Below are 22959 nucleotides of genomic sequence, written 5' to 3' on the forward strand. Positions count from 1 at the left end.
CCGGCCTCCCCGCGAGGAGCAGGTCGAGCAGAGGCCCGGCGCCTCCGGACACGTCAGGGAGGAGGCTTGCCGCCTCCCTCGCCCTGCCTCCCCGCGAGGAGCAGGTCGAGCTGCTGCTGGGCGTCGATGACGTCGCCGGTGTACTCGCCGATGTAGCGGCGGCGCACCTCGCTCTGCCACTCGTCGGGGGAGAACGACGACGCCGGGTACTCGTGCGTGGTGTGGACGTCGCCGCGCAGCGTGGCCATCAGCTCGCGGTCCGGGTCCCCCGACTCCTTGAGCAGGAAGCCCTCCACGTCGCGCAGCTTCAGCGGGAAGGCGGGCCCCTCGTCGTGGATGAGCTTGCCGAAGACGGTGAGCTTCACCTCCTGCGAGCCCTCCTTCAGCTCCTCGTTGAAGGAGATGTGCGCGAACGGCTCGCCGCCTTCCGCGTCCACGCGACCCGCCACCACGTACCGCCCCGCCTTGCGCACGTTGATGCCCAGGTAGAGCATCAGCGAACCGTCCGTGACCTCCTCGCGCACCTTGCCGGTGAAGGTCGCCGGCGGTGAGGGCGTATAGAGGATATCCATGAAGGCCGTGCCCTCCGCCCGGTCCGAGCGCACCACCACATCCACGCGCAGCGTGCCGGAGAACAGCGGGAAGCCCTGCTTCGCCGGCTGGAACCGCCCGGTGAACACGCCATCCCCGGCGAGCGCGTCACCGCCGATGCCGTCGTCCGTGAAGGTCACCGGCACCGCGGGCACCGCGCCCGCGCCATGGATGTACTCCGACTCGTGCGCGGAGGCGGACAGCACCTGGCAGGGCCGGGACTGCCGCTGGGCGTCCTCGCAGGACACGAAGAAGTGCACCACCTCCTCGCCCACCACGAACACCCGGTCCTGCTTGAGGCGCAGTTGCACGTCCGCGTGCTCGCGGCTGAGCGGACGCAGGCGCTCCGGCTCGGCCAGCGTCGTCTGGTCCGGGTGCTCCCGGATGGGCCGGGACTGCGGCGGATAGCGCGTGGCGGCGACGTAGGACTCCAACGTCCGCTTCGCGCGCTCCAACCGCTGGCGCCACAGGTCGATCTGCGCCTGCCGTTCCCGCTCCTTCTCCGAGGGCACCGGAGCGCCATCCGCCCCGGCCGGGTGTGGTGCCCCCATGGCGGAGGCACCCGCGGAGCCACTCCCACCCGCCGCCCTGGGCGAGACATCCACCGTCGTCGCGACCGGGACACCCGGGGCCGCGGAGGCGGGCTCCACCTCGGCGCCCTCCCGGGCGTCCCCGCCCCGTAGCCCCCACCATCCCACGGCCCCCAACACCACGAAGAGGGACAGGAGGACCCACCCGGCGCGACGCGCACGGGAGGCTGCGGAGGAGACGGGGCCAGTGGATGTCATGGTGCTTCAGCGCGAGCGACGGGCTCAGTAGGCGTACTTCACCACGTCCTCGCGGACCTTGGCGACGATGCCACCCCAGTTGCCGTTGGCGTAGTGGTTGAAGGCCTCGCCGTCGTCGCGCAGCGACACGGAGTGGAAGCTCCACTTCGCGCGACCGTCGCTCGTCTTCGACGTGCCGGTGGTGAGCGTCCCGCCGCAGAACCAGTCGCCCGGGTTGCACTGCGAGCTGCCGGAGCTGCCGGAGACACCGCCCGTCGAGTGGTAGGCCACCGCCTCGTCGTCCTGGCCCGGGAGGACCCCCGAGTAGAGCGTGCCCTTGGCGCCGGCGAACATGTAGAACCAGACGTTGCGGGTCGCGTTGTGGTCGTACATCGCGCGGGCCGTGGTGGTGACGAGGTCGCTCACCAGCGGCTCGTTCATCGCCCACTCACCGATGTCCGCCAGCTCGCTGCCGCCGCCCGCGCCCGACGCGACGTTCACCCACTTGATGTTCCAGCCCGTCTGGGTGGTGCCGTCGCTGTTGCCACAGACGCCGCTGGCGTTGGGCGTCGCGTTCTTCTTGTACCGCGCGCTCGTTCCGTACAGCGCCAGCGCGTAGCCGATCTGCAGGTCACCAGCGCTGTGCGCGGCGACGTAGCACCAGTTGTTGCCGGTGCAGAAGCAATCCAGCGCGTTGCGGATGCGCTCGTTCTGCCCGCCGACGCGCTCCTTGCCGTTCCAGTTCACCGCCTTCTTGTTCACACCCGCCGCGGTGCTGGCCGGACCCCAATAGCTGAAGTCGTCATAGTTGCCCGCCTTCGTGGTTCCACCGTTCCGCCCGTGGATCCACAGCGTGTAGTTGGTGGCGGCGGCCTCGGTGCCAACCATCAACGTCGCGGCGGCAATCGCCGTGCCGATCAGCTTCTTCATCTTTGAGCGCCTCCAGCTCGAGGTGGGGAGAGCCCCGCAGGGTAGGGGGACCAGACGGGGGAGCGCTCACTCTAGGGCGGCAGGGTGTAAAAGGTCGAGGACACGGAAACCGTGCGGCCAGGATGGACCTGACGCATCGCGTCGCCCTCTGTCGTGTGACGTCGCGGCAACGACGGCTCCCGTCACCCTCCCGAGCCGCGGGTGTCGGATACGAAACGTTCCAGTCGCACCAGGGCGTCCGGCAGGTTGGAGCGGCCCAGGCCCAGCCGGAAGTGATTGCCCGGGAAGTCGTAGACGTCACCGGGTAGCAACAGTACCCCCTCGCGTTCGACGAGCGCCTGGGCGAAGCGGGCCACGGGCTCGTCGCGCAGCAGGCGTGGGAAGGCGACGCTGCCGGCGCGGGGGCGCACCCACTGGAAGGTGTCCGCGTGGCGCGCGAAGAACGAATCCAACAGCGCGAGGTTCGCGGCGAGCAGCGCGCGGCTCCGCTCGAGCACGCGCGCCTTCGCGCGCAGGGCGATGAGGGCGAGCACCTCCGCGGGCGCGGCGTTGCAGATGGTCGTGTAGTCCTTGTAGGCCATGCACCGGCGCAGCACGTCCGCGTCGCGGCTGGCGAGCCAGCCCACGCGCAGGCCCGCGAGGCCGAAGGCCTTGGACATGACGCCCAGGCTGAAGGCGCGTGGCGACACCGACGCGGCGGGCGGCAGCGTGTCGCGCGCGTCGTGCTCCAGCAGGCGGTACACCTCGTCGGACAGCAGGTGGATGCCGCGCTCGTCGCACAGCGCGCACAGCGCCTCGAACGTGGCCCGGTCCGGCAGCGCGCCGGTGGGGTTGTGCGGGAAGTTCACCACCACCACGCGCGTGCGCGGCGTGAGCGCGCGGCGCAGGGCGTCCAGGTCCAGCGCCCAGCCGTCCTCCTCGCGCAGCGGCAGGAGCGTGACGTCCGCGCCCGTGGCGCGCGCCACCTCGTACAGGGACTGGTAGCCCGGCCAGGTGACGACCGCGTGGTCGCCCGCGCCCAGCAGCACGTTCATCAGCACGAAGACGGCCTCCTGCGCGCCGGCGAAGGTGAGCACGTCGTCGGGCGAGAGGCCGGGGTAGAGGGCGGCAATCTCCTCGCGCAGCGCGGGCAGGCCGGTGGACTCCGTGTAGCCGAGCGTCAGCGCGTCCCAGCGCGCCTGGCCATCCGGGTCGGCGAGCGCCAGCAGGTCCTTCATCCGCCAGCCCTCGATGTCCGAGGAGCACAGCAGGTAGGGCGCGGAGAACTCCCAGCGCGCGAAGTACCGCTCCAGCTTGAAGTCGGGGATGCGCATGGGGTGACTGTCTGCCCTCTCGCCGCCCGGGCGTCCAGCGCCCCGGCGACTCCCCCACGTCCCACCGGGCGGGCGGCCGGGACGCCCCCGGACGTCCGGAGCGCGGCGGGGGATGCATAGCTTCTGAGGCGACCTCTGAAGCCGACCCACGCGAGGAAGCCCGCATGCCCACGCACGACCTCCCCCTCACGCTGCTCGACCCGGATGGCGGGTGGATCAACGCCCCCGTCCATGTCTCGGAGTTGGACGAGCTGCCCGTGCTGCTCCACTTCTTCTCCATGGCCACGGACGCCAAGGCCAGCGACTTCGACGCGCTCGAGCGCTACCGCCAGGAGTTCGGCCCGCGCGGGCTGCGCGTCATCGGCGTGGACGTCACCCACTCCGCCCGGGAGCTGCGCGACACCAACGCGGTGGAGGCCTTCGCGCGCAAGCACGGCCTGGACTACCCCATCGCCGTGGACGACGGCTCCATGGCGCAGGCGTACGGCGTGAAGGAGACGCCCGCCTGGCTCCTCTTCGACGCGGACGGCCGGCTGCGCCACCACTTCCAGGGCCAGGACGCCGCGCGGCGGGTGCGGCCCGCGCTGGAGCGCTTCACCCAGTACGACACCTCCGCGGCGGCCCCGGCCCCCGCGCACTGACCGCCCGCCTCCGGCGGGACGAAGGAGCCCCCATGGCCGACAGGCGCAAGGACAGACAGGCGCGGCGCTTCTCCCCGGGCACGCTGGTGGCGGCCGGCATCGGCGCGGCGCTGGGACTGGGCCGCGCGCTGCGCTCCCGCTACTCGTTCCGGGACCGCACCGTGCTCATCACCGGCGGCTCCCGCGGCCTGGGGCTGGTGCTCGCGCGCCAGCTCTCGAGGCAGGGCGCGCGGGTGGCCCTGTGCGGCCGCGAGGAGGCGTCGCTCGAGCGCGCCCGCGAGGAGCTGGAGCGCGAGGGCGGCGAGGTGCTCGCCCTGCCCTGCGACGTGCGCGACGAGGTGCAGGTGGAGGCCGTGGTGTCCGCCCTCCACGAGCGCTGGGGCGGCGTGGACGTGCTCGTCAACAACGCGGGCGTCATCCAGGTGGGGCCGCTGGAGTCGATGACGCTGGAGGACTTCCGCGACGCGGTGGACACGCACCTGTGGGGCGCGCTGTACACCACGCTCGCGGTGCTGCCGGAGATGAAGCGGCGGGGCGAGGGCCGCATCGTCAACATCGCCTCCGTGGGCGGGCGCGTGAGCGTGCCGCACCTGGTGCCCTACTCCGCGAGCAAGTTCGCGCTGGTGGGCCTGTCGGACGGCTTGCGCGCGGAGCTGCGCCAGGACGGCATCCGGGTGACGACGGTGTGCCCGGGGCTGATGCGCACCGGCAGCCCGCTCAACGCGCGCTTCAAGGGGAGCCACGAGGGCGAGTACGCGTGGTTCTCCGTGAGCGACTCGCTGCCGGGCCTGTCCGTGAGCGCCGAGCGCGCCGCGCGCCTCGTCCTGGCCGCCGTGCGGCGGGGTGACGCGGAGGTGCTGGTGGGGTTGCCCACGCGGCTGGCGGTGTGGGGCCGGGCGCTGGCGCCGGAGCTCACCGCGGCGGTGCTGGCGTGGGCGAACCGGCGCCTGCCCCAGGGCAGCGGCCAGGACCGCTTCGCGGGCGCCGACAGCCAGACGCCCCTCACCCGCTCCTGGCTCACGGAGCTGTCCCGGCGCGCCGCCGAGCGCAACAACGAGACGGACGTGCCGCTGCACTGACGCCGCGGCGCGCGCGAACTCAGTCCTGGGCCATCTCCATGGCCCAGTGGCCGCGGTGCTCGTACGCCAGGGCCAGCTGCTCGCGCAGCGCGGAGAGCATGCGCGTGTTGCCGTCCTGCTCGTAGCCCTTCAGCGCCTCCTGGCAGCGGGGCACGCGCGTCAGGAACTCCTTCAGCGCGTCCACCGTGAGCGTCTTCACGAACATGCCGTAGCCCAGCTTCTCCAGGTACAGCGCGTTGACGACCTGCTCGAACTGGCCCTCCAGGGGGATGCTGAGCATGGGCTTGCGCAGGTACACCGCCTCGCTCATCAGCGTGTAGCCACCGCTGGCCACCACGCCGCGCGCGGTGCGCAGGTCGTCGATGAAGCCCTTCTCGCTGAAGGGCCGGTACGTCAGGTTGCCGTCGACGAGGTCCTCGGTGAGGTCGCGGCGCAGCCCGTACACCCGGCAGGGGATGCCCGCGGCCTTGAGGATGTCCGGCAGCGCCGTGTTGGTGGTGGACGTCTGGTACACCAGCAGGTGCTCGCCCGGCTCGGACTTCGCCTCCAGGATTTCGGGCCGGAGGATGGACGGCGCCAGCGTGGTGCGGCGCTTGCGCAAGGGCGGGTAGAAGAACGAGGTGACCAGGTAGTGGAAGGCCCCGGGCAGCTTCGCCTTCACGATGGCGCGCGAGGTCTCGAAGCTGTCCTCGTACCCGGCCAGCAGCGCCGGGTCGTGCTGGCAGCGGTTGATGACCTGCATGTTGTCCACGCTGATGACCGGCAACCGGTGGGCGCGGGCGAACAGGTAGCTGAACGTCTCGAAGTCGCTCACCACCACGTCCGGCTTGAACTCGTCGACCAGGTCGAAGTAGCGCCGCACGTTCTGCGGCCAGCCCGTCACCGCGCCGGTGAGGTTCTGCAGCACCGTCTGCCACTTCTTCACCGAGTTGCCCTCGTACGCGAGGGTCAACCCCCAGATGCCGTGCACGTTCTGGAACCGCTTCGCCAGGTAGTCCTGGGCGCGGCCGGAGACGACGATGTGGACCTCGTGCTCCTGCGTCAGCGCCTCGAGCAGCACGCGCGAGCGCGTCGCATGGCCCATGCCTTCGCCGACGACCCCGTAGAGGATTCGCATGTCCCCGAGCATACGCGCCCGCCCGCCGCCCGTTGAGCCCGCCCGCCTCCCGCGGCTATAGCGTCTGCTGCCCATGTCCACGCCGCCCGAGCCACCACGCAAGCCTTCCCTGCCCCGCGCGGCGGCCGTCGGCCTCTGCGCCGGACTGGTGCTGGGGGGCCTGTACCTGCTCGGCACCGGGCTGCACGGCCTGTTCGGCGCCCCGGACTGCGCGGACCTCACCGGCCCCCAGTGCGACCTGCTCCGGCAGACCCACCGGGAGCTGGGCCGCGTCCAGACGGGCTTCGGCGCCGGGCTCGTCTCGCTCGGCGCCGCGCTGTTCGTCCTCCTACGCCGCCATGCGTCATCCCCGCCCGCGGGCGGCCCCTGACTGCTCACCCGTCCACGCTCGGCGCGGCGCTCGGGGCCCCCTCCCCCCCGACGCCCTTCGACCAGTCAACCCGCCGGGTTAGAAGCATTGGCGGCGCGGCGTAGCCCGGCTAATTAGTTGTGGCCTGAGCATTAGGTTTAGGAGTAGGGAGCGGCCCATGCAGCTCGAGTCCCTGAAGATGTTCTGCGACGTGGTGGAGACCGGCTCGTTCTCGCGCGCGGCCCAGCTCAACCACGTGACGCAATCCGCGGTCAGCCAGCAGATTCGCGCGCTGGAGAACCGCTATGAGCAGAAGCTCCTGTCGCGCAGCGCCCGGCAGGTGACGCCGACGCCGGCGGGCGAGCGGCTGTTCCGGGGGTGCAAGGAGATCCTCGCCCGCTTCTCCGAGGTGGAGCAGGAGATTCGCGAGCAGGCGACGGAGGTCGCCGGCACCACGACGGTGTCCACCATCTACTCGGTGGGGCTGCACGAGCTGAACGCGGTGCAGAAGCAGCTGCTCAAGTCGCACCCCAAGGTGAACATGCGCCTGAACTACCGGCGCAACGACCAGGTGTACGACGACGTCATCCTGGGCGCGGCGGAGATTGGCATCGTCGCCTACCCGCAGCCGCGCGCGGGCGTGGACATCCTCCCGTTCCGCGACGACAAGCTCGCGGTGGTCTGCGCGCCCGGCCACGCCTTCGCCACCAAGCAGAAGGTGACCCTCACCGCGCTGACCGGCGTGCCCTTCATCGCGTTCGACCGGGAGGCCCCCACGCGCAAGGCGCTGGACCGGCTGTTCCGCGAGAAGAACATCGACATCACCCCGGTGATGGAGATGGACAACGTGGAGACCATCAAGCGGGCGGTGGAGATGGGCCTGGGCGTGGCCATCCTCCCCATGGCCACCGCGCTGGGCGAGGTGAAGGGCGGCTCGCTGGTGGCCAAGCCCATCGCCGAGGGGCCCGTGTCGCGGCCCATCGGCCTGCTCATCCGCAAGGGCAAGTACCTGGACCGCGCCTCCGCCGCCGTGCTGGAGGCCTTCAAGGCCGCGGCCAACCTGCCTCCCACCGACGACGCCTGAGTCCGCGTCGTCGGCGGTGACGTGGCCCGCCTCAGTAGAGCTTGCGCAGGCGGGCCGCGAAGAAGCCGTCGTACCCCTCCGGCCCGGGCAGCGTGCGCAGGTACGCCTGCGTCAACGGCAGCTTGAGGCCGGGCAGCACGGGCGGCTCCGCCGTCCACTCGGGATGGCTGCGCAGGAACATCTCCACCTGGTCCTGCCCCTCCTGCGGCTCCGCCGTGCACACCGCGTACACCAGCAGCCCGCCGGGGGGCACCGCCTCCTGGCAGTTCTCCAGGATGCGCCGCTGGAGCGCCGCCAGCCGGGAGATGTCCTCCTCCTTGCGGCGGTAGCGCAGCTCCGGGTGCCGGCGCAGCGTGCCCAGCCCCGAGCACGGCGCGTCCACCATGAACGCGTGGAACTCGCCCCACGCCTCCGGGAACGGCTCCGCCGCGTCGTGCGCGAAGGACTTCAGCCGCGGGGTGAGGCCCAGGCGCTTCGCCTCGCCTTCGATCTTCCGGAGCTTGTGCGCGTGCAGGTCCACCGCCACCACGTCGTGGGACTGGGCCAGGTGACACGCCTTCCCGCCGGGCGCAGCGCACGCGTCGAGCACGCGCGCCGACTCCGGGATGGCGCCGTAGACGCCCACCAGCTGGGCGGCCTCGTCCTGCACCTGCCACAGGCCCTCCGCGTAGCCATAGACGTCCTCCACGCGGCCCACCGGCGGCAGGACGATGCCCAGCGGGGAGAGCGTCGCCGCCTTCGCGTCCACCCCCACCTCTTGCAACTGGGCGAGCAGCGCGTCGCGCGTCACCTTCGCGGTGTTGGCGCGGATGACCACCGGCGGGGACTGGTTGTCCGCCACCAGCATGGCCTCCGCGCGCTCGCGGCCGAACTGGCGCAGCCAGCGCTCCACCAGCCACTGGGGATGGCTCTCGCGCACGGACAGGTGGTGGGCCACCTCCGACGCGGGCGGCAGCGGCGGGCCGGGCAGGCCCGCCAGCTTGCGCAGGATGGCGTTGACGAAGCCGGTCGCGCGGGTGAGGCCCACCTCCTTCAGCGCCTGCACCGTCTCCGCGACGGCGGCGCGCGCGGGCACGCGGGTGTGGAACAACTGGTACGCGCCGATGCGCAGGGCCGCGAGCACGCGGTCCTCCATGGCGTCCAGCTTGCGGTCCGCGAAGCGGGTGATGGCGTAGTCCAGCGCGAGCTGCCGGCGCGTGGAGCCGTACGCCAGCTCCGTGACGAGCCCCGCGTCGCGAGGGTCCTTCAGCGGTGACTCGGACAGCATCGTGTCCAGCACCACGTTGAGGTAGGCGTCCGTCGCGCGGACGCGCGCCAGCACGAGGATGGCGAGTGCGCGGGGATTCATCCTTCGTCGAGCCGGGTCATCAGGTCCACGAGCTGCTCATCCGACAGCCGCGTCGCGGGAAGGTGGGACAGGGTGAGGCGCAACAGGCTTTCCTCCAGGAGTTCGCGCTGGCCCTGCTCCGCCGGGGCTCCGCGCTGGACGGCCTCGTAGCGCGTGCGCGCCCAGGCCGCCAGGGCCTCGTCGCCGAGCGTGCCCGACAGCCGCTCGGACACCTTCTGCCGCACCAGCGCGCGGGTGAGCAGGTCGGACGTCGTCGCGGCGCCGCCCCTCGCGCCCCGCCCCAGCGTCTTCGTCGGCCGAGGCTCCGCGTCCGCCTTCTCCGGCGGGGGCGCCACGCGGCCCAGCGTCTTCACGGACGCGCCCGGCCCCTTGGCCGGCGCCTTCGACGGCACCAGCGCGAGCGGGGCCTTCTCCGTGGACTTCGCCGGGGCCCTGCCCAGGGACTTGCCGGCCCCCTTCGCCGGGGCGGGCGCCACGACGGGCGCCTTCTTGCGCCCCAACGTCTTCGACGGCCCGGGCGTGAAGAGGCCGCTGGCGAACGTCTCCAGGGCCTGGAGGTAGGGGTCGAAGCCGCCCGTGGCGCCGTGGACCTGGAGGACGCAGGCCTCCGCCACCACGGACTCGCGGGCGGGCGGGCGCAGCATCACCTCGATGGCGGGCAGCCCCACCGCCTCCAGCGCCTCCTTGAGCGCGTACGAGCCGAAGAGGCCCGCGGGGTTGACGATGACGCCGTCCACCGCCTCGCGCTGCTCGGCCAGCGTGTCCAGCAGGACGCCCTCGTGGTTGGACTGGAGCACCTCCAGCTCCACGCCCAGCTCCCGCGCCCGCGCCCTCAGCGCGGCATCCAGGTCCGACAACGTCCCTCCGGGCACGCCGTCGCGCACGCCCAGCAGTGGGAGGTTCGGCCCATGCAACACCAGCAGTCTCATGCCCATCCGCCTGTACTCGAAGAACCCATCCCGTCGCTAGACACCGAACGGCTGGCTGCCGGACGCGACCCTGTTGCCCGAGAGGAACTCCACCGCCTTCATGACCCGCTTGCCCTCCGGCTGGATCTCCAGGAGCACGAGCGAGCCCTCCGCGCACGCCACCTCGATGCCCTCCGGGCCCGCCGACAGCACCGTGCCCGGCGCGCCCTGGCCCTCGGCCACCCGCACACGGTGCACCTTGAGCAGCTTGCCGCCCAGGGTGGTGAAGGCGCCGGGCCACGGCGTGAAGGCGCGCAGGCGCCGCTCCAGCGCCACGGCGGAGCGGGTGAAGTCCAGCCGCCCCTCGTCCTTCTCGATGATGGGCGCCAGCACCATGCCCTCCGACGGCTGCGCCACGGGCTCCAGCTCGCCCCGCAGGTACGCGGGCAGGGACTCGCGCAGGAGGTCTCCGCCCAGCGCGGCCAGCTTCGGGTAGAGCGACGCGCTCGTCTCGTCCGGGGCGATGGGCAGCCGCTTCATCGCCAGCACCGGCCCGGTGTCGAGCCCCTCGTCCATCACCATCAGCGACACGCCCGTCTCCGCGTCGCCATGCGCGATGGACCACTGGATGGGCGCGGCGCCCCGGAAGCGCGGCAGGAGCGAGCCGTGAACGTTGACGCAGCCCTTCGCGGGCAGGTCCAGGATGTCCTTGGGGAGGATGCGCCCGTAGGCCGTCACCACGCAGATGTCGGGCGCGAACGGGCGCAGCGCCTCGACGAAGGGCGGCGTGCGCAGCTTCGCGGGCTGGAGGACGGGCACGCCGCGCGACAGCGCCAGCTCCTTCACCGGCGGCGCCGTCACGGTGTTGCCCCGGCCCTTGGGCTTGTCCGGCTGCGTGACGACGGCCACCACGTCGCCGATGTCGAAGCACGCCTCGAGCGAGGACACGGCGAAGTCGGGGGTGCCCATGAAGATGATGCGGGGTCTGCTCATGTTCCTGCGGTTCTCCTGTGGCGCTCGACTCAGGCCACGGACTTGAAGGTGCTACCTGTCGGATTGTCCACTGCCTGACGCTTGCGGGCGTGCAGCGCCGACAGCGTTTCCAATGCCTCGCGCGCCTCCGGCGTCGTGGCCACCGGCTTCAGCGCGGCCAGGGCGGACTCCAGGGCGTGCGCCTCGTCCGCCTCGCGCTGGCGGATGCGATCCACCGCCTCGCTGAAGCGGTCGAAGAAGCGCTTCAGCTCGTCCTTGCGCCGCAGCGGGCGCAGCCGGGGATAGCGCCCCGCGGCGAGCGCCGCGACATAAAGACTCATGACGTGGACGGGCCCCGCCACCCGGTGCGTGAAGAGCAGCCCGAAGAGGCCCAGCAACACCGCGAGCCCCAGCGCCCCCACCCCCGTCAGCCACAGCAGGGATGCCCCTCCCTCCACGCCCGCACGCACCGCGGACAGGTGGAGCTGGTACGCCAGCCCGCCGAACACGCCCACGCTGACCGCGCCGATACCGGCCAGCAGAAGGATGTACTTGAGCTGGAATTCGCGGTCGAGGAGGTACGTCCGGCGGGTGTACCCCGGACGCGACGGCCTTTGAATGTCGTCGGACATGTCGTTGACCAGCGTACCCCAGGTGACCCGGGTGGTTTGATTCCTTCGTGACAGGAGGTTTACGACGCCAGACAGGACAACCCCGCAGACGCATTGGAGACTGCATGAGCCGCTCTCTCGCAGCGTGGTGTGCAGCTGTCGTGTTCATCTGTCTGGCAGGCTGCAAAGGCGACTCCGCCACCCCCGACTACTGGGAAGCGAACCTCCAACAAGCCCGGCGCGCGGAGGACCGCGTCCGCCTCATCGAGGCGATGCGGAAGTCCGGGAAGGTGAACGAGACCTTCCTGCCCATGCTGCACGAGCAGCTTGCGAGCGAGCGCAAGCCGGAGGTGAAGGCGGCGCTGGCGCGGACGCTGGAGGACCTGCACCACGTCTCCTCGGTGGAGCCCTTGAAGGCGGCGCTGGACCCGGCCGCGGCGGACATGTCCTCGCAACTGGCGAACAAGGCGATGGTGACGGCGCTGGGCACCATCGGTGACGCGCGCGCGGTCCCGGCGCTGGTGCCGCTCCTGCGCTCGAAGGACAACTACACGCGCATCGAGGCCATCCGCGTACTCGGGACGATGCGGGCGAAGGAGGCGGTGGACTCGCTCATCGCCCTCGCCGCCGACGACAGCGTGGAGCCCTTCCTCAACAAGAAGGCCATCGAGGCGCTGGGGCACATCGGCGACGCGAAGGCCGCGCCCACGCTCATCCGCATGCTGACGAAGGAGCGCAAGGGCAAGTCCTTCTATGTGGAGAGCAGCTTCGCGCTGTTCCAACTGGGCCAGCCCGCGGCGGACGCGCTGCTGCCCGCGCTGGAGGGGCGCGACCCGGAGCTGCTCGACTGGGCGAAGAAGAACGGCGTCAACCCGGCCAGCTATCCGATGAAGGCCGCGACGGTGCTGGGCGACCTGCGCGAGAAGCGCGCCGTGGAGCCGCTGCTCAAGCTGCTGGCGTTCCAGCACCCGGAGGCGCAGATCCAGGCGCTGGTGCGGATGCAGGCGGCGGACGCGCTGGGGCGGATGCGGGTGACGGAGGCCATCAAGCCGCTCAGCGCGCTGGTGGCGGAGACGGACACCACGGTGCGCGACGCGTATGTCCGCGCGCTGGTGCGCCTGGGCGGCCGCGACGCGCTGCCCGCGCTGGAGAAGGCGGCGGCGACGGGTGACTGGTATTCGCGCGAGGTGGCGGTGAAGGGCCTGGTCATGCTGGGTGACGCGCGCGAGCAGCCGCTGCTCCAGAAGCTGGCCGCCTCCGAACCCGCGCGCACCGCGGCCGACTGCAAGGCGACGGGCGAGGAGGGCTGCGACGACGTGGCCGCGTTGGGCAAGAAGCGCGCGGAGACCATCACCCAGCACGCCGCGCTGCTGGAGGCCGGACAGAGCTGCGCGGGCAACGCGAGCTGCTGGGCCCAACGGATGGACAAGGCGAGCAAGCCCCTGCTGGAGCGGGCCGCGCTCGAAATCGGTCGCACGGGCAGCGCCGAGCACATGCCCGCGCTGACCTCGCGCCTGGGCGAGCGGGACACGGACGTGCGGCTGGCCTTCATCCTCGGCACGGGCTGGCTCCTGGACGGCTCGCAGGACGCGGTGAAGAAGCTGAAGGAGACGGCGCTGCCGTCGCTGCGCAAGCAGCTCCTGGACGAGCAGGGCGTCACCCAGCTCGTCACCGTCAACGAGGACCTGCGGCGGCTGCTGGCCCGGCTCGAGAGCACCTGAGCCACGCGGCGCCCTTCCACGGCTTCGTCGCGCGCGCCGAGGACCCCACGGCGCGCGCCGTGCCTCAGGATGCCAGGTGGGGCGCCACGCGCTCCGTGGCGTTGTGGAGCACGGTGAGCTGGCGGAGCAACCGGTCCATCTGGGCGTGGGAGAGCGGATCCCCCACGCTCGGCGTCTTCGTGGGCGGCAGCGGCGTGGGCTTGCGCCGGTGCTCCACCGCCAGCGCCAGGTCCTCCAGCGCGCTCCCCGCGTAGCTGACCACGCCCGACAGGTCCTGCGTCTCGTGCCACCGGCGGCTGGCGGCCAGCGCCGTCACCGCGGCGCCGAAGCGGCGCGCGTAGGCGAGCAGCGCCATCACCGGCTCCAGTTGCCGCGACGGGCCACGCCACTCGGTGAGCAGGCGCTGGAAGGACGCCTCCGCCGACAGCAGCTCCAACCCCAGCTTCCGCCGCGCCTCGCGCACCTCCGGCTCCGAGTCCGAGCGGGCCCTCGCCACGCTCAGCAGGTACTCGCGGTCGGCCCGCAGCGCGCTGGCCACCTGCTCGGGGAAGCGCAGGTGTTCGGGGCTGGGCCACAGGAGCCGCGCCCCCACGAGCGCCAGCACCCCACCCAGCAGCGTGTTCGCGATGCGCACCCCCGCCAGCTCCCAGTCGCCCGACTGGATTTCGGCCAGCAGCACCACCGCGGGCGCGAGCAGCACCTGGAACGCGGAGAGGCTCAACGGCTTCACGCTGATGGCGACGGCGAAGAACAGCATGATGGCGCCCAGGATGACGGCCGGGTCGCGCACCAGCACCACCAGCCCCGCCGCCAGCGCGCCGCCCAACAACGTGCCCGCCGCGCGCTGCAGGCCCCGCTCGAAGGTCATCCCCGAATAGGGCTGGAGCACCACGACGACGGTGATGATGACCCAGTAGCCATGGTCCAGCTTCAGCCCGCCCACGAGCGCCGTCGCGAGCGCCGCGATGAAGCCCAGCCGCATCGCGTGGCGGAAGATGACGGAGCTGGGGCTCAGGTTGTCGCGCAGCGGCTCCAGCAACGGGCGCCCCTGGAGCGACGCGGGGTGGGGCCCCACGGGGAGGTCGGACTCCACGGGCCGCCCGTCCTCCAGTCGCTCCGCGACGTCGAGCAACGCGCGCGAGTACTCCCGCATGCGCCCCACCAGCACCTCCGCGTGGGAGTACGCGGCGCGCGCCGCGTCCGACATGCCGCCTTCCGCCACCTGCGCCTCCAGCGCCCTGCGAACGCGTTCGGCGCTCCACTTGGAGGGCTCCGCTTCGCTGGTGTCGCGCTCCAGGGCGCGGGCGATGGCGCGGATGTCCGCCGCCAGCGAGGCCAGCGCGCGCTGCACCTCGGCGCGCAGCGCGTGGTAGCGCGCCTCGCGGGGCGCGACCTCCAGCGTCTCCGGCAGGGCCACCAGCAACGCCAGCAGCGCGTCCACGCCCTCGATGAGGACCAGCAGGTGCTCGCCCCGCCCACTCTCGCCCGCCCTGCCGCGACGCGTGGAGGCCAGCACCGACCGCGCGTCCTCCAGGCACTGCCGCGCGCGCGACTCCCAGTCCACGGTGTCCACCAGCAGCGTGGCGGGCAGCGGTCCCTCGAGGGGCCAGCTCGACACCTCCTCCGCCCGGTCCGACAGCGAGCGGTAGCACCGGGCGATGGCGAAGCGCGCCGGGCGATAGGGCCGCAGCGGCCAGAGCAGGAGCGACAGGAGCATGGACCACGCCCCGCCCAGGATGAACAGGCCGGAGCGGGTCAGCGCGGCGGAGAGGTCCGCGGCGGGCAACGCGAGCGACACCACGGTGTAGTTCGCGAGCACCACGCCCATGAGCCCGGGCGTGTCCCCGTAGGAGCGCGCGAAGCCACACGCCGTCACCCAGACGAGCGTGAGGAGGACGACACCCCAGGTCGGCAGGTGCAGCGCGGAGACGAGCCCCATCGCCGCGCCCAGCACCGTCATCGCCCCCATGGAGAGCGCCCGGTCGCGGTAGGGCCCGCCCCGGTCCACCAGCGTGACGAACAGCGCCGCCAGGCCCACCCACGTCGCGGCGGGCAGGTGTCGCGTGGCGGCGATGACCATGGGGACTCCCACGGCGAGCGCGGCGCGCAGTCCCGCGCCCAGGGCGGGACGGCCGGGCTCCACGCGGAAGAAGGACTCGAAGTGACGCTTGAGGTCGTTCATGGAGCCCGCGGGCCCATCCTTTCAGCCAAGGCCGCCGGGCTCCCCGGTCCACTCCAGCACCCCGGGGCCCGCCGCGGCGCGGAAGCAGTCGCGGAACCACGCCACCGCGAGCCTCGCGGCGGTGGCCCACGCCTCGGGCTCCGGGAAGTTGCGCGTGGCCCCGTCGACGAGCTGGAGCGCCGCCCGGGTGCCAGGGGATAGCGCGTCCCTCACGCGCCGGACGAGCGCCACGCGGTCCTCGTCGTCACCGGCGCCCAGCAGCAGCGTGGGCACGCGGACGTCGGAGACGAGCGCCCCCGCGAGGTCCGGACGCCCCCCGAGCGCGACGACGGCCTGCACGCCCTGGGGCTGATGCGCCGCGGCCACCAGTACGGCGGCCGAGCCCAGGCCCGTGCCGAGGTACCCGACTGGCAGCAGGCTCGAGGACACGTCGCGCTGGAGCCAGTCGCGCGCGACCTCCAGCCGGTGGGCCACGAGTTCGACCTGGGAGCCCGGACGCAGCGTCCAGTCCTCGGCCAGGGACTCGTCCGCGGTGCGCAGCTCCAACCAGAGCGACCCGAGCCCCGCGGCGTGGAGGGCCTCACGGATGAAGCGAGTCCGCCCATCCCTCGTGGACAGGTCGCCTCCCGTCAGCAGCACCAGGCCCGCCACCCGCTCGGGCACCGCGAGCCGCCCAGCAAGCAGCCGCCCGCCCACGCCGACCTCCACGTCCCGCTCGCGCACACGCATCACCACACCTCCAGGAGAGGGCACACCCCACCTGGCAAAGCTGGTGTCCGTGCGCGCCGCCGTCCGCGCCCTCTCGCCTGGATGCAGAGGGGGCCACCGACCAGCCGCCTCGCAAGCACGGGCCACACGCCGCCCATCCACCTCCACGCCCGGATACACCCGCGCCTCCTCGACCCGTACGCCACGCGGTCGCCACGCATGACGTCCGGGAGGTATCCCGCACACGCGCGACTCGCGACGAAATCGCAATCACCTCGTGCGCCGCTGCTTCTGGGCGGAATGAGCCCCACACAGCCGCATCACTTCTGTTCGTGGATGGAGCACACGGGAGGTGCGCCATGAACCGACTCGCCACCGTCCTCGCCCGCTGGGTGCGTGCGCCGGGGCGACGGACCCACCGGTGCACCAGGGACCGAGTCGTCACCGTCGCCGCGCTCTGGATGTGTCGCGCCGGGGCGACGGACCCACCGGTGCACCAGAGACCGAGTCGTCACCGTCGCCGCGCTCTGGATGTGTCGCGCCGGGGCGATGGACCCACCGGTGCACCAGGGACCGAGTCGTCACCGTCGCCGCGCTCTGGATGTGTCGCGCCGGGGCGACGGACTCACCGGTGCACCAGGGACCGAGTCGTCACCGTCGCCGCGCTCTGGATGTGTCGCGCCGGGGCGACAGGCTCACCGGCGCGCCACGTAACGAGTCGTCACTGGCATCGCGCTGTTGCCGGGAGTGCAGAGGCTTCGCCGCGCTCCTCGACGCCGCGTCCCCGAAATGGACGTCCCTGCCAGCGCGACCTCCGCCCCCGAGCGCGAACACGGAGGGCCGCTGCATGAACGTGCCGTGCGTCCGCGTCCGCCGCGACGTCGACCGCGCTCCTGGGCTACCACCGGAGTCCACCTGCGCGGCTCCGAGCCGTGGGCCCCTACCCGACCTCGCGCTCGGGGATGTAGTCCTCGTCCGTGCTCTCGATGTCGTCCTGCTCGGGCGTGGGCGCTTCGTCCTGGAACGAGCTGGGCAGCAGGCTGAAGGGCAGCACCTTGGCGAGCGCCGCGAGCAGCAGGATGCCGCCCGGCGCGGCGAAGATGGCGAGCGCGGGAATCGCCTTCGCCACGTCGATGAGCTGCGCGCGCATGCGCTTGCGCTCATCCGAGGTGAGCGTCTGCCCCCGCGCGGCCTTCGTCAGCAGCACCGCCAGGTCCCCCGTCTCCCGGACCTCCTGCATGAGCCGGTGGAAGTTCTTCTCCAGCGTCTCCTGCATGGTGGCGACCATGTCGTCGCCCATGGCGCTGGCCGCGTCGGACACCGTGAAGACGTCCACCACGGAGCGGTGCCGCGTGTAGAACTCCGCCATCTCCAGCTCGAGCCGGTGCAGCTCCTGCTTCGACACGCTCAGCGCGTCCGCCAGCTCGTCGATGAAGGCCCGCTCGCGCCGCGTGCGCCGCCCGTCCACCAGCGCCGCCAGCAGCGTCTGCTCCAGCAGGAAGTGCCGCATGTCCTGGCCACGCACCCGCCGCACCACGTCCCGCACGCTGCGTCGCCGCTCGAAGGACTGCTTCACCGCCGCCTTCAAGCCGGACGCCATCGCCGCAGGCAGCCGCAGGTCCTCCACCTGCTTGAGGATGGCCCGGCGCGCCAGCGTCCCCGGCTGCCGGTCCACGCACGCCAGCCCCGTCAGCACATCCACCAGCAGCGCCTTCTGCCGCGCCGCGAACTCCAACCGCCGTCGCGCGTGCGCCTCGACGAAGCGCCCGGTGACGAAGAGGTCGATGGCCTGCCGACAGAACAACTGCGCGTCCGCGTACTGCGCGCCGTTGTGCAGCACCAGGCCATACACCGGGTCCCCCGCCAGCGTCGGCTCGCGCTTGCGCAGCGCCGCCTCCACCTTCCCCACCTGCCGCTTCGTCACGGCCTTGCCGTCCGCCAGTCGCTTCGCCAGCGACCCGGCCAGCTCCAGCTCCCCACCCAGCACGGCGAAGAGGACGAGCAGCTGCTCGACGCGCGCGCCCTCGGGCAGGCCCACCTGCCGCGCCAGCTCCAGCGCCAGCGACGCCAACGTGCGCACCACCGCGTGGAACAGCTCGTCCTCCAGCGCCCGGGCCTGCACCGCCGTCGTGGGCGCGGACTCCAATGACGAGGGAGGGTCCGCGGGCGTCCCGTACAGGAGCCCGCTGGCGCGCAGCGTGCGACGCAGGTACGCGCGCGCCCGGGCCCGGCCGGAGCGCAGGGGGGTGACCAACGCCTCCGGAGCGACGGCGCCCACATGGGCCGCCACCGCGTCGTTCAACAGCGGGGTCAGCCACCCCGCCTTGGAGAAGTCCACCACCGAGATACCCCCGGACCCGCCGCCGGCACCTCCGTGGCAGTCCGGTCGGATGTAACCCACCGGCCCCCGGGTTTCCACCCGGCCTACGGGCAGGTGTCGGTCCGGAGTCAGCGACGGCAGAAACGCGGCTTCTACCCGACGTCCATGCTGTCGCCGCCGACCCCGGGGGAGCCGCGACTACAGCGCCGTGGCCTTGCCCGGCTCCAGGTCCACGACCTTCGTGGCGTTCTTGAGCTTCTTCAGCTCGCCGCGCAGCGCGTCGGGCGTGCCCTGGAGCAGCGGGAAGGTGCCGTAGTGGATGGGGACGATGCTCTTGACCTTCAGCAGCCGCGCCGCCTGGGCCGCCTCCGCCGGGCCCATGGTGAAGTGACCGCCAATGGGCAGCATGGCGATGGAGGGCTTGAACTGCGTCGCGATGAGGGCCATGGACTCGAAGGCGCCGGTGTCCCCCGCGTGGTACACGGTGGGCCCCTTCTCGATTTCAATCACGTAGCCCAGCGGCGCGCCGGCGTACTGGGCCGCGACCTTGGGGTCCGCCTGGTAGCTGCTGGAGTGCACCGCCTCCACCAGGTGGATGGTGGCGTCCTTCACCTGGAAGGTGCCGCCCGGGTTGGCGCCCACCGCCTGCGCCTCCGGCAGCCCGAGCAGGTTCACCAGCTCGAAGGAGCCGAACACCTTCGCCCCCGTCTTCTGCGCCAGCGCCTTCGCCTCACCGACGTGGTCGAAGTGACCGTGGGTGATGAGGATGGCGTCCAGCGCCTCCGGCTGCGGGATGTCCTTGGGGGCCTTGGGGTTGGTCAGCCACGGGTCGATGGCGATGACCGCGCCACCCGGGGTGCGCAGCACGATGGCCGCGTGCCCCCACCACGTCGCCTCCGCCTTGCCGGCCGCCGCCTTGGCACCGGCCGCCTTGGCGCCCGCCTCCGGCTTCGGCGGGGTGGCCGCGTCCTGGGCCATCGCCGTGCCGCCCAACGTCATCACCGCACCCACAGCGACTGCCACGAGCTTGTTCCGCATGGTCGTCCTCCCTCGGGTCGAGAATCTCCGCACGCGCCAGAGGGCCCCGTCCGGACCCTCCGACTGAACCGCCCTTCACCTCCCGGGCGGCCTGCCAGGGGCATGCGTCCCCCGCCTGCCCCGGGGCCGACAGATGCACCGCCGGGCGCCCGGCCGCAATCCCCAATCGAAGTGAGGAACACCAAGGTTCCTTCCCCGCCCGGGGGGCTCCCTGGGCTAACGTCGGGGGAGCCGTGGACCACCGATTCCAAGTCAGCCTTCGCGGGGTCATCGACCTCCTGTCCCACCACCTGTACAGCTCGCCTGGGGTCTACATCCGGGAGCTGCTCCAGAACGCCACCGACGCCATCCGCGCCCGCCAACACCTGGAGCCGGAGCACCTGGGCACCGTGCGGCTGGAGCTGGTGGAGAAGCAGGACGAGGGGCGCGCCACGCTCGTCTTCAGCGACGACGGAGTCGGCCTGACGGAGGAGGAGATCCACCGCTTCCTGGCGACCATCGGCGAGTCCTCCAAGCGCGAGGCCCTGGAGGCGCGGCGCAAGGACTTCATCGGCCAGTTCGGCATCGGCCTCCTGTCGTGCTTCATGGTGTGCGACGAGCTCCTGCTGGTGACGCGCTCGGCGCGCGGCGACGGGCGCACGCTGGAGTGGCGCGGGCGGCATGACGGCACCTACGCCGTGCGGGCCTCCGAGCACCCGCTGCCCCGCCCGGGCACCCAGGTGTTCCTCGTGGCGCGCGCGGACATGGCGGAGTGGTTCACCCCGGAGCGGGTGCGGCAGCTCGCGCGACACTACGGGGGCCTACTCCCGTTCCCCATCCACCTGACGGTGGGCGGCGAGCAGGAGCGGCTCGACTCGGATGGTCCGCCCTGGCGCCGCCAGTACGGCAGCGCGACGGAGCGCCGCAAGGCGATGCTGGACTACGGGCGCGAGGTGTTCGACACGGACTTCATCGACTGCATCCCGCTGCGCTCGCAGGCCGGTGACGTGGACGGCGTGGCCTTCGTGCTGCCGGCCTCGCCCCACTTCAACTCGAAGCAGAAGCACCGCGTGTACCTGAAGCACATGCTCCTGTCGGAGAGCGCGGAGAACCTGCTGCCGGAGTGGGCGTTCTTCGTGAAGTGCGTGGTCAACGCCAACGCGCTGCGCCCCACCGCCAGCCGCGAGGCGTTCTACGAGGACGGCGCGCTGGGCCAGGCCCGCGACGCGCTGGGCGCCGGGCTGCGCAAGTACCTCATGGACCTGGCGCACGACGACCCGCGCTCGCTCCAGCGGTTGATCGGCCTGCACGGGCTGAGCATCAAGGCGCTGGCCCTGGACGACGACGACTTCTACAAGCTGGTCATCGGCTGGCTGCCCTTCGAGACGTCCCTGGGGGTCTCCACGCTGGCGGACTACCGGCGCGCGTACCCGGTGGTGCGCTACACCGCGACGCTGGAGGGCTTCCGCCAGATTTCGCGCGTGGCCGCGGCGCAGGGGCTGTGCATCATCAACGCGGCGTACACGCACGACGCGGCGCTCCTGGAGAAGCTGCCGCACGTGTTCCCGGAGGCGCAGGTGGAGCCGTTCTCCGCGGCGGACCTGCCGCAGAACTTCGAGGAGCTGACGATGGACGAGCGCGACGCCGTCTTCCCGCTCCTGCGCACGGCGGAGCAGGTGCTCGCGCCGTTCCACTGCGGCGCGACGGTGAAGAAGTTCTTCCCGGCGGAGGTGCCCACGCTCTACAGCTCCGACGAGGACGGCTCCTTCCGCCGCGACGCGGAGCGGGCACGCGACGAGTCCGACGACCTGTACGCCAGCGTGCTGGAGAACGTGATGGAGGCGGCGGGCTCCGACCAGGCGCAGTTGTGCTTCAACCTGCACAACCCCGTGGTGCGGCGGCTGGCGGCCGTGTCGGACCGCGCGATGATGAAGCTGTCGGTGGAGATGCTCTACGTGCAGGCGCTGCTGCTGGGACACCATCCGTTGAACGCGCAGGAGATGACGCTCCTGAACCAGGGCCTGCTGGGGCTCATCTCGGCGCAGCTCGGCGCGGGCGGAGGCGGAGGCCCTGGCGGAGACGGCGAGGACGAAGGCGGTCCGGGCTCCCGGGGGTTCCACTGATGGCTGGCGACTGGCGCGAGGAGGCCCAGGCCCTCTGGGACCGGGCGACGCGGCAGAAGTCCAGTGAGAGCAAGGTGCGGCTGCTGGAGGAGGCCGTGCGGATGGCGGACGCGCACGGCGACGTGGACCTGGGCTACCAGCTGCGCGACGACCTCATCGACGCGGCGACGTTCGGCGGCTACCCGGACAAGGCGCTCGTCGCCTTCGCGTGGTGCCGGGGCCAGCAGAAGAAGGACCCGGAGCGCTTCGACCCGGAGGGCCTGCTGTGGAAGCAGAAGTGGGTGGTGGGCCGCATCAAGGAGTTCCCGCACATCACCCGCAAGCAGATCTCCGACGCGCTGGACGACATCGAGCAGTGCTTCGCCAAGGTGGACGCGGGCAAGCGCTCGGTGCTGAAGCTGCGCTACCAGACGCTGCGGGACATGGGTGACGACCCGGCGGAGGTGGACCGGCTGTGGAGCGCGTGGCTCGCCGCGCCCCGGGACCACCTGACGGACTGCCGCGCGTGCGAGCTGGACGACGAGCTGGACCACCACATCGAGAAGGGCGAATGGGAGGCGGCGCTGCGCAAGGCGCGCCCCATCGTGGAGGGGCGCGTGAAGTGCGCGGAGATTCCGCACCTGACGCTCGGCACCCTGCTCTACCCCGCCTTCAAGCTGGGCGACCTGGAGCGCGCGGCGGAGTTCCACCGGCGCGGCTACGGCCTGGTGGCGAAGAACCGCGACTTCCTGGCCACGGTGGGCAACCACATCGAGTTCCTCGCCCTCACCGGCAATCACGCGCGGGGCCTCGCGCTGATGGAGAAGCACCTGGAGTGGACGCTCGACCACGGCAGCTTCAACGACCGCTTCCTCTTCCTCGTCGCCGCCGCGTTCCTGCTGGAGCGGCTGATGGCCACGGCTGAGCGGGACGTCGTCAACCTGCGCCTGTCCAAGGCCTTCCCCGAGCACCGCGCGGACGGCGGCTACGAGGTGAAGGCCCTGCACGCGTGGATGCTCCAGCAGGCCCGGGGCATCGCCACGAAGTTCGACACGCGCAACGGCACCAGCCGCTACGGGCGGTGGATCGAACGCAACCAGCGGCTCGCGCAAGAGGTCGTGGCGTTCCCGCTGGACTGAGGTCCAACCGGCGCGGGCGCCACGCGGGGGCGAGCCCCCACGCCCGCCCCCTGCCCTGCC

Annotated in this window: 19 protein-coding genes; 7 read left to right on the plus strand and 12 right to left on the minus strand. The window is 72.1% G+C overall.

Going from position 1 to position 22959, the window contains the following annotated elements; translation table 11 throughout:
• Nucleotides 1-53: 53 nt before the first annotated feature.
• The 3 genes from LZ198_RS24240 to LZ198_RS24250 form a co-directional block, all read right to left on the minus strand.
• The gene (locus LZ198_RS24240; RefSeq protein WP_253974401.1) at nt 54-1379 is read right to left on the minus strand and encodes a choice-of-anchor X domain-containing protein; all 1326 of its coding nucleotides are present in this window, start codon (nt 1377-1379) and stop codon (nt 54-56) included.
• Nucleotides 1380-1403: 24 nt separating this feature from the next.
• Entirely contained in the window at nt 1404-2288 is an 885-nt protein-coding gene (locus tag LZ198_RS24245; protein ID WP_253974402.1) for a hypothetical protein, read from the minus strand.
• 182 nt (nt 2289-2470) lie between these two features.
• Nucleotides 2471-3601 carry an aminotransferase class I/II-fold pyridoxal phosphate-dependent enzyme gene (locus LZ198_RS24250; RefSeq protein WP_253974403.1) on the minus strand — a complete coding sequence of 377 codons (1131 nt, stop codon included), beginning with the start codon at nt 3599-3601 and terminating at the stop codon, nt 2471-2473.
• A 164-nt stretch (nt 3602-3765) separates the two neighbouring features.
• On the opposite strand from LZ198_RS24250, the gene LZ198_RS24255 reads away from it, so the two are divergent.
• Together LZ198_RS24255 and LZ198_RS24260 are read left to right on the plus strand one after the other, a co-directional pair.
• Complete coding sequence (locus LZ198_RS24255) at nt 3766-4242, plus strand: TlpA disulfide reductase family protein (protein ID WP_253974404.1); 477 nt, start codon at nt 3766-3768, stop codon at nt 4240-4242.
• Nucleotides 4243-4274: 32 nt separating this feature from the next.
• Nucleotides 4275-5321, plus strand: a complete 1047-nt coding sequence (locus LZ198_RS24260) for an SDR family NAD(P)-dependent oxidoreductase (protein ID WP_253974405.1) — start codon at nt 4275-4277, stop codon at nt 5319-5321.
• 19 nt (nt 5322-5340) lie between these two features.
• Here LZ198_RS24260 and LZ198_RS24265 read toward each other — a convergent pair whose 3' ends face one another.
• Nucleotides 5341-6438, minus strand: coding sequence for an MJ1255/VC2487 family glycosyltransferase (locus LZ198_RS24265; protein WP_253974406.1), 1098 nt, complete (start codon nt 6436-6438; stop codon nt 5341-5343).
• A gap of 73 nt (nt 6439-6511) precedes the next feature.
• Between LZ198_RS24265 and LZ198_RS24270 the strand changes: the two genes are divergently transcribed.
• On the plus strand, nt 6512-6808 hold the full coding sequence (locus tag LZ198_RS24270; protein ID WP_253974407.1) for a hypothetical protein: 297 nt from the start codon (nt 6512-6514) through the stop codon (nt 6806-6808).
• A gap of 157 nt (nt 6809-6965) precedes the next feature.
• Nucleotides 6966-7871, plus strand: a complete 906-nt coding sequence (locus tag LZ198_RS24275) for a LysR family transcriptional regulator (protein WP_253974408.1) — start codon at nt 6966-6968, stop codon at nt 7869-7871.
• A 31-nt stretch (nt 7872-7902) separates the two neighbouring features.
• On the opposite strand, the gene rsmB is transcribed toward LZ198_RS24275, so the two are convergent.
• The 4 genes from rsmB to LZ198_RS24295 are packed head-to-tail and all read right to left on the minus strand — an operon-like array spanning nt 7903 to nt 11731.
• Nucleotides 7903-9219 (minus strand): 16S rRNA (cytosine(967)-C(5))-methyltransferase RsmB, encoded by a 1317-nt coding sequence (rsmB, locus tag LZ198_RS24280; RefSeq protein WP_253974409.1) that lies wholly within the window; start codon nt 9217-9219, stop codon nt 7903-7905.
• Nucleotides 9216-10148, minus strand: coding sequence for a type II 3-dehydroquinate dehydratase (locus LZ198_RS24285; protein WP_253974410.1), 933 nt, complete (start codon nt 10146-10148; stop codon nt 9216-9218). The genes rsmB and LZ198_RS24285 overlap by 4 nt, the downstream gene beginning before the upstream one ends.
• 36 nt (nt 10149-10184) lie before the next feature.
• Entirely contained in the window at nt 10185-11120 is a 936-nt protein-coding gene (gene fmt / locus LZ198_RS24290; RefSeq protein ID WP_253974411.1) for a methionyl-tRNA formyltransferase, read from the minus strand.
• A gap of 29 nt (nt 11121-11149) precedes the next feature.
• Nucleotides 11150-11731, minus strand: a complete 582-nt coding sequence (locus LZ198_RS24295) for a signal protein (RefSeq protein ID WP_253974412.1) — start codon at nt 11729-11731, stop codon at nt 11150-11152.
• A 140-nt stretch (nt 11732-11871) separates the two neighbouring features.
• Here LZ198_RS24295 and LZ198_RS24300 point away from each other — a divergent pair, with 140 nt between their 5' ends.
• Nucleotides 11872-13431, plus strand: a complete 1560-nt coding sequence (locus tag LZ198_RS24300) for a HEAT repeat domain-containing protein (protein WP_323382854.1) — start codon at nt 11872-11874, stop codon at nt 13429-13431.
• A gap of 64 nt (nt 13432-13495) precedes the next feature.
• Here LZ198_RS24300 and LZ198_RS24305 read toward each other — a convergent pair whose 3' ends face one another.
• The 4 genes from LZ198_RS24305 to LZ198_RS24320 all read right to left on the minus strand — a co-directional run bounded on the left by LZ198_RS24305 (nt 13496) and on the right by LZ198_RS24320 (nt 19679).
• A complete protein-coding gene (locus tag LZ198_RS24305; RefSeq protein WP_253974414.1) occupies nt 13496-15613 on the minus strand; it encodes an FUSC family protein in 2118 nt (705 codons plus the stop codon).
• 21 nt (nt 15614-15634) lie between these two features.
• Nucleotides 15635-16342 carry a dienelactone hydrolase family protein gene (locus tag LZ198_RS24310; RefSeq protein WP_253974415.1) on the minus strand — a complete coding sequence of 236 codons (708 nt, stop codon included), beginning with the start codon at nt 16340-16342 and terminating at the stop codon, nt 15635-15637.
• Between the two features lie 919 nt (nt 16343-17261).
• On the minus strand, nt 17262-18722 hold the full coding sequence (locus LZ198_RS24315; RefSeq protein ID WP_253974416.1) for an LETM1 domain-containing protein: 1461 nt from the start codon (nt 18720-18722) through the stop codon (nt 17262-17264).
• 117 nt (nt 18723-18839) lie between these two features.
• Nucleotides 18840-19679, minus strand: a complete 840-nt coding sequence (locus LZ198_RS24320) for a metal-dependent hydrolase (RefSeq protein WP_253974417.1) — start codon at nt 19677-19679, stop codon at nt 18840-18842.
• A 233-nt stretch (nt 19680-19912) separates the two neighbouring features.
• Between LZ198_RS24320 and LZ198_RS24325 the strand changes: the two genes are divergently transcribed.
• Entirely contained in the window at nt 19913-21781 is a 1869-nt protein-coding gene (locus LZ198_RS24325) for an HSP90 family protein (protein WP_253974418.1), read from the plus strand.
• Nucleotides 21781-22899, plus strand: coding sequence for a hypothetical protein (locus LZ198_RS24330; RefSeq protein WP_253974419.1), 1119 nt, complete (start codon nt 21781-21783; stop codon nt 22897-22899). The genes LZ198_RS24325 and LZ198_RS24330 overlap by 1 nt, the downstream gene beginning before the upstream one ends.
• Nucleotides 22900-22959 lie beyond the last annotated feature (60 nt).

Source organism: Myxococcus dinghuensis (assembly GCF_024198235.1).
GTDB lineage: Bacteria > Myxococcota > Myxococcia > Myxococcales > Myxococcaceae > Myxococcus > Myxococcus dinghuensis.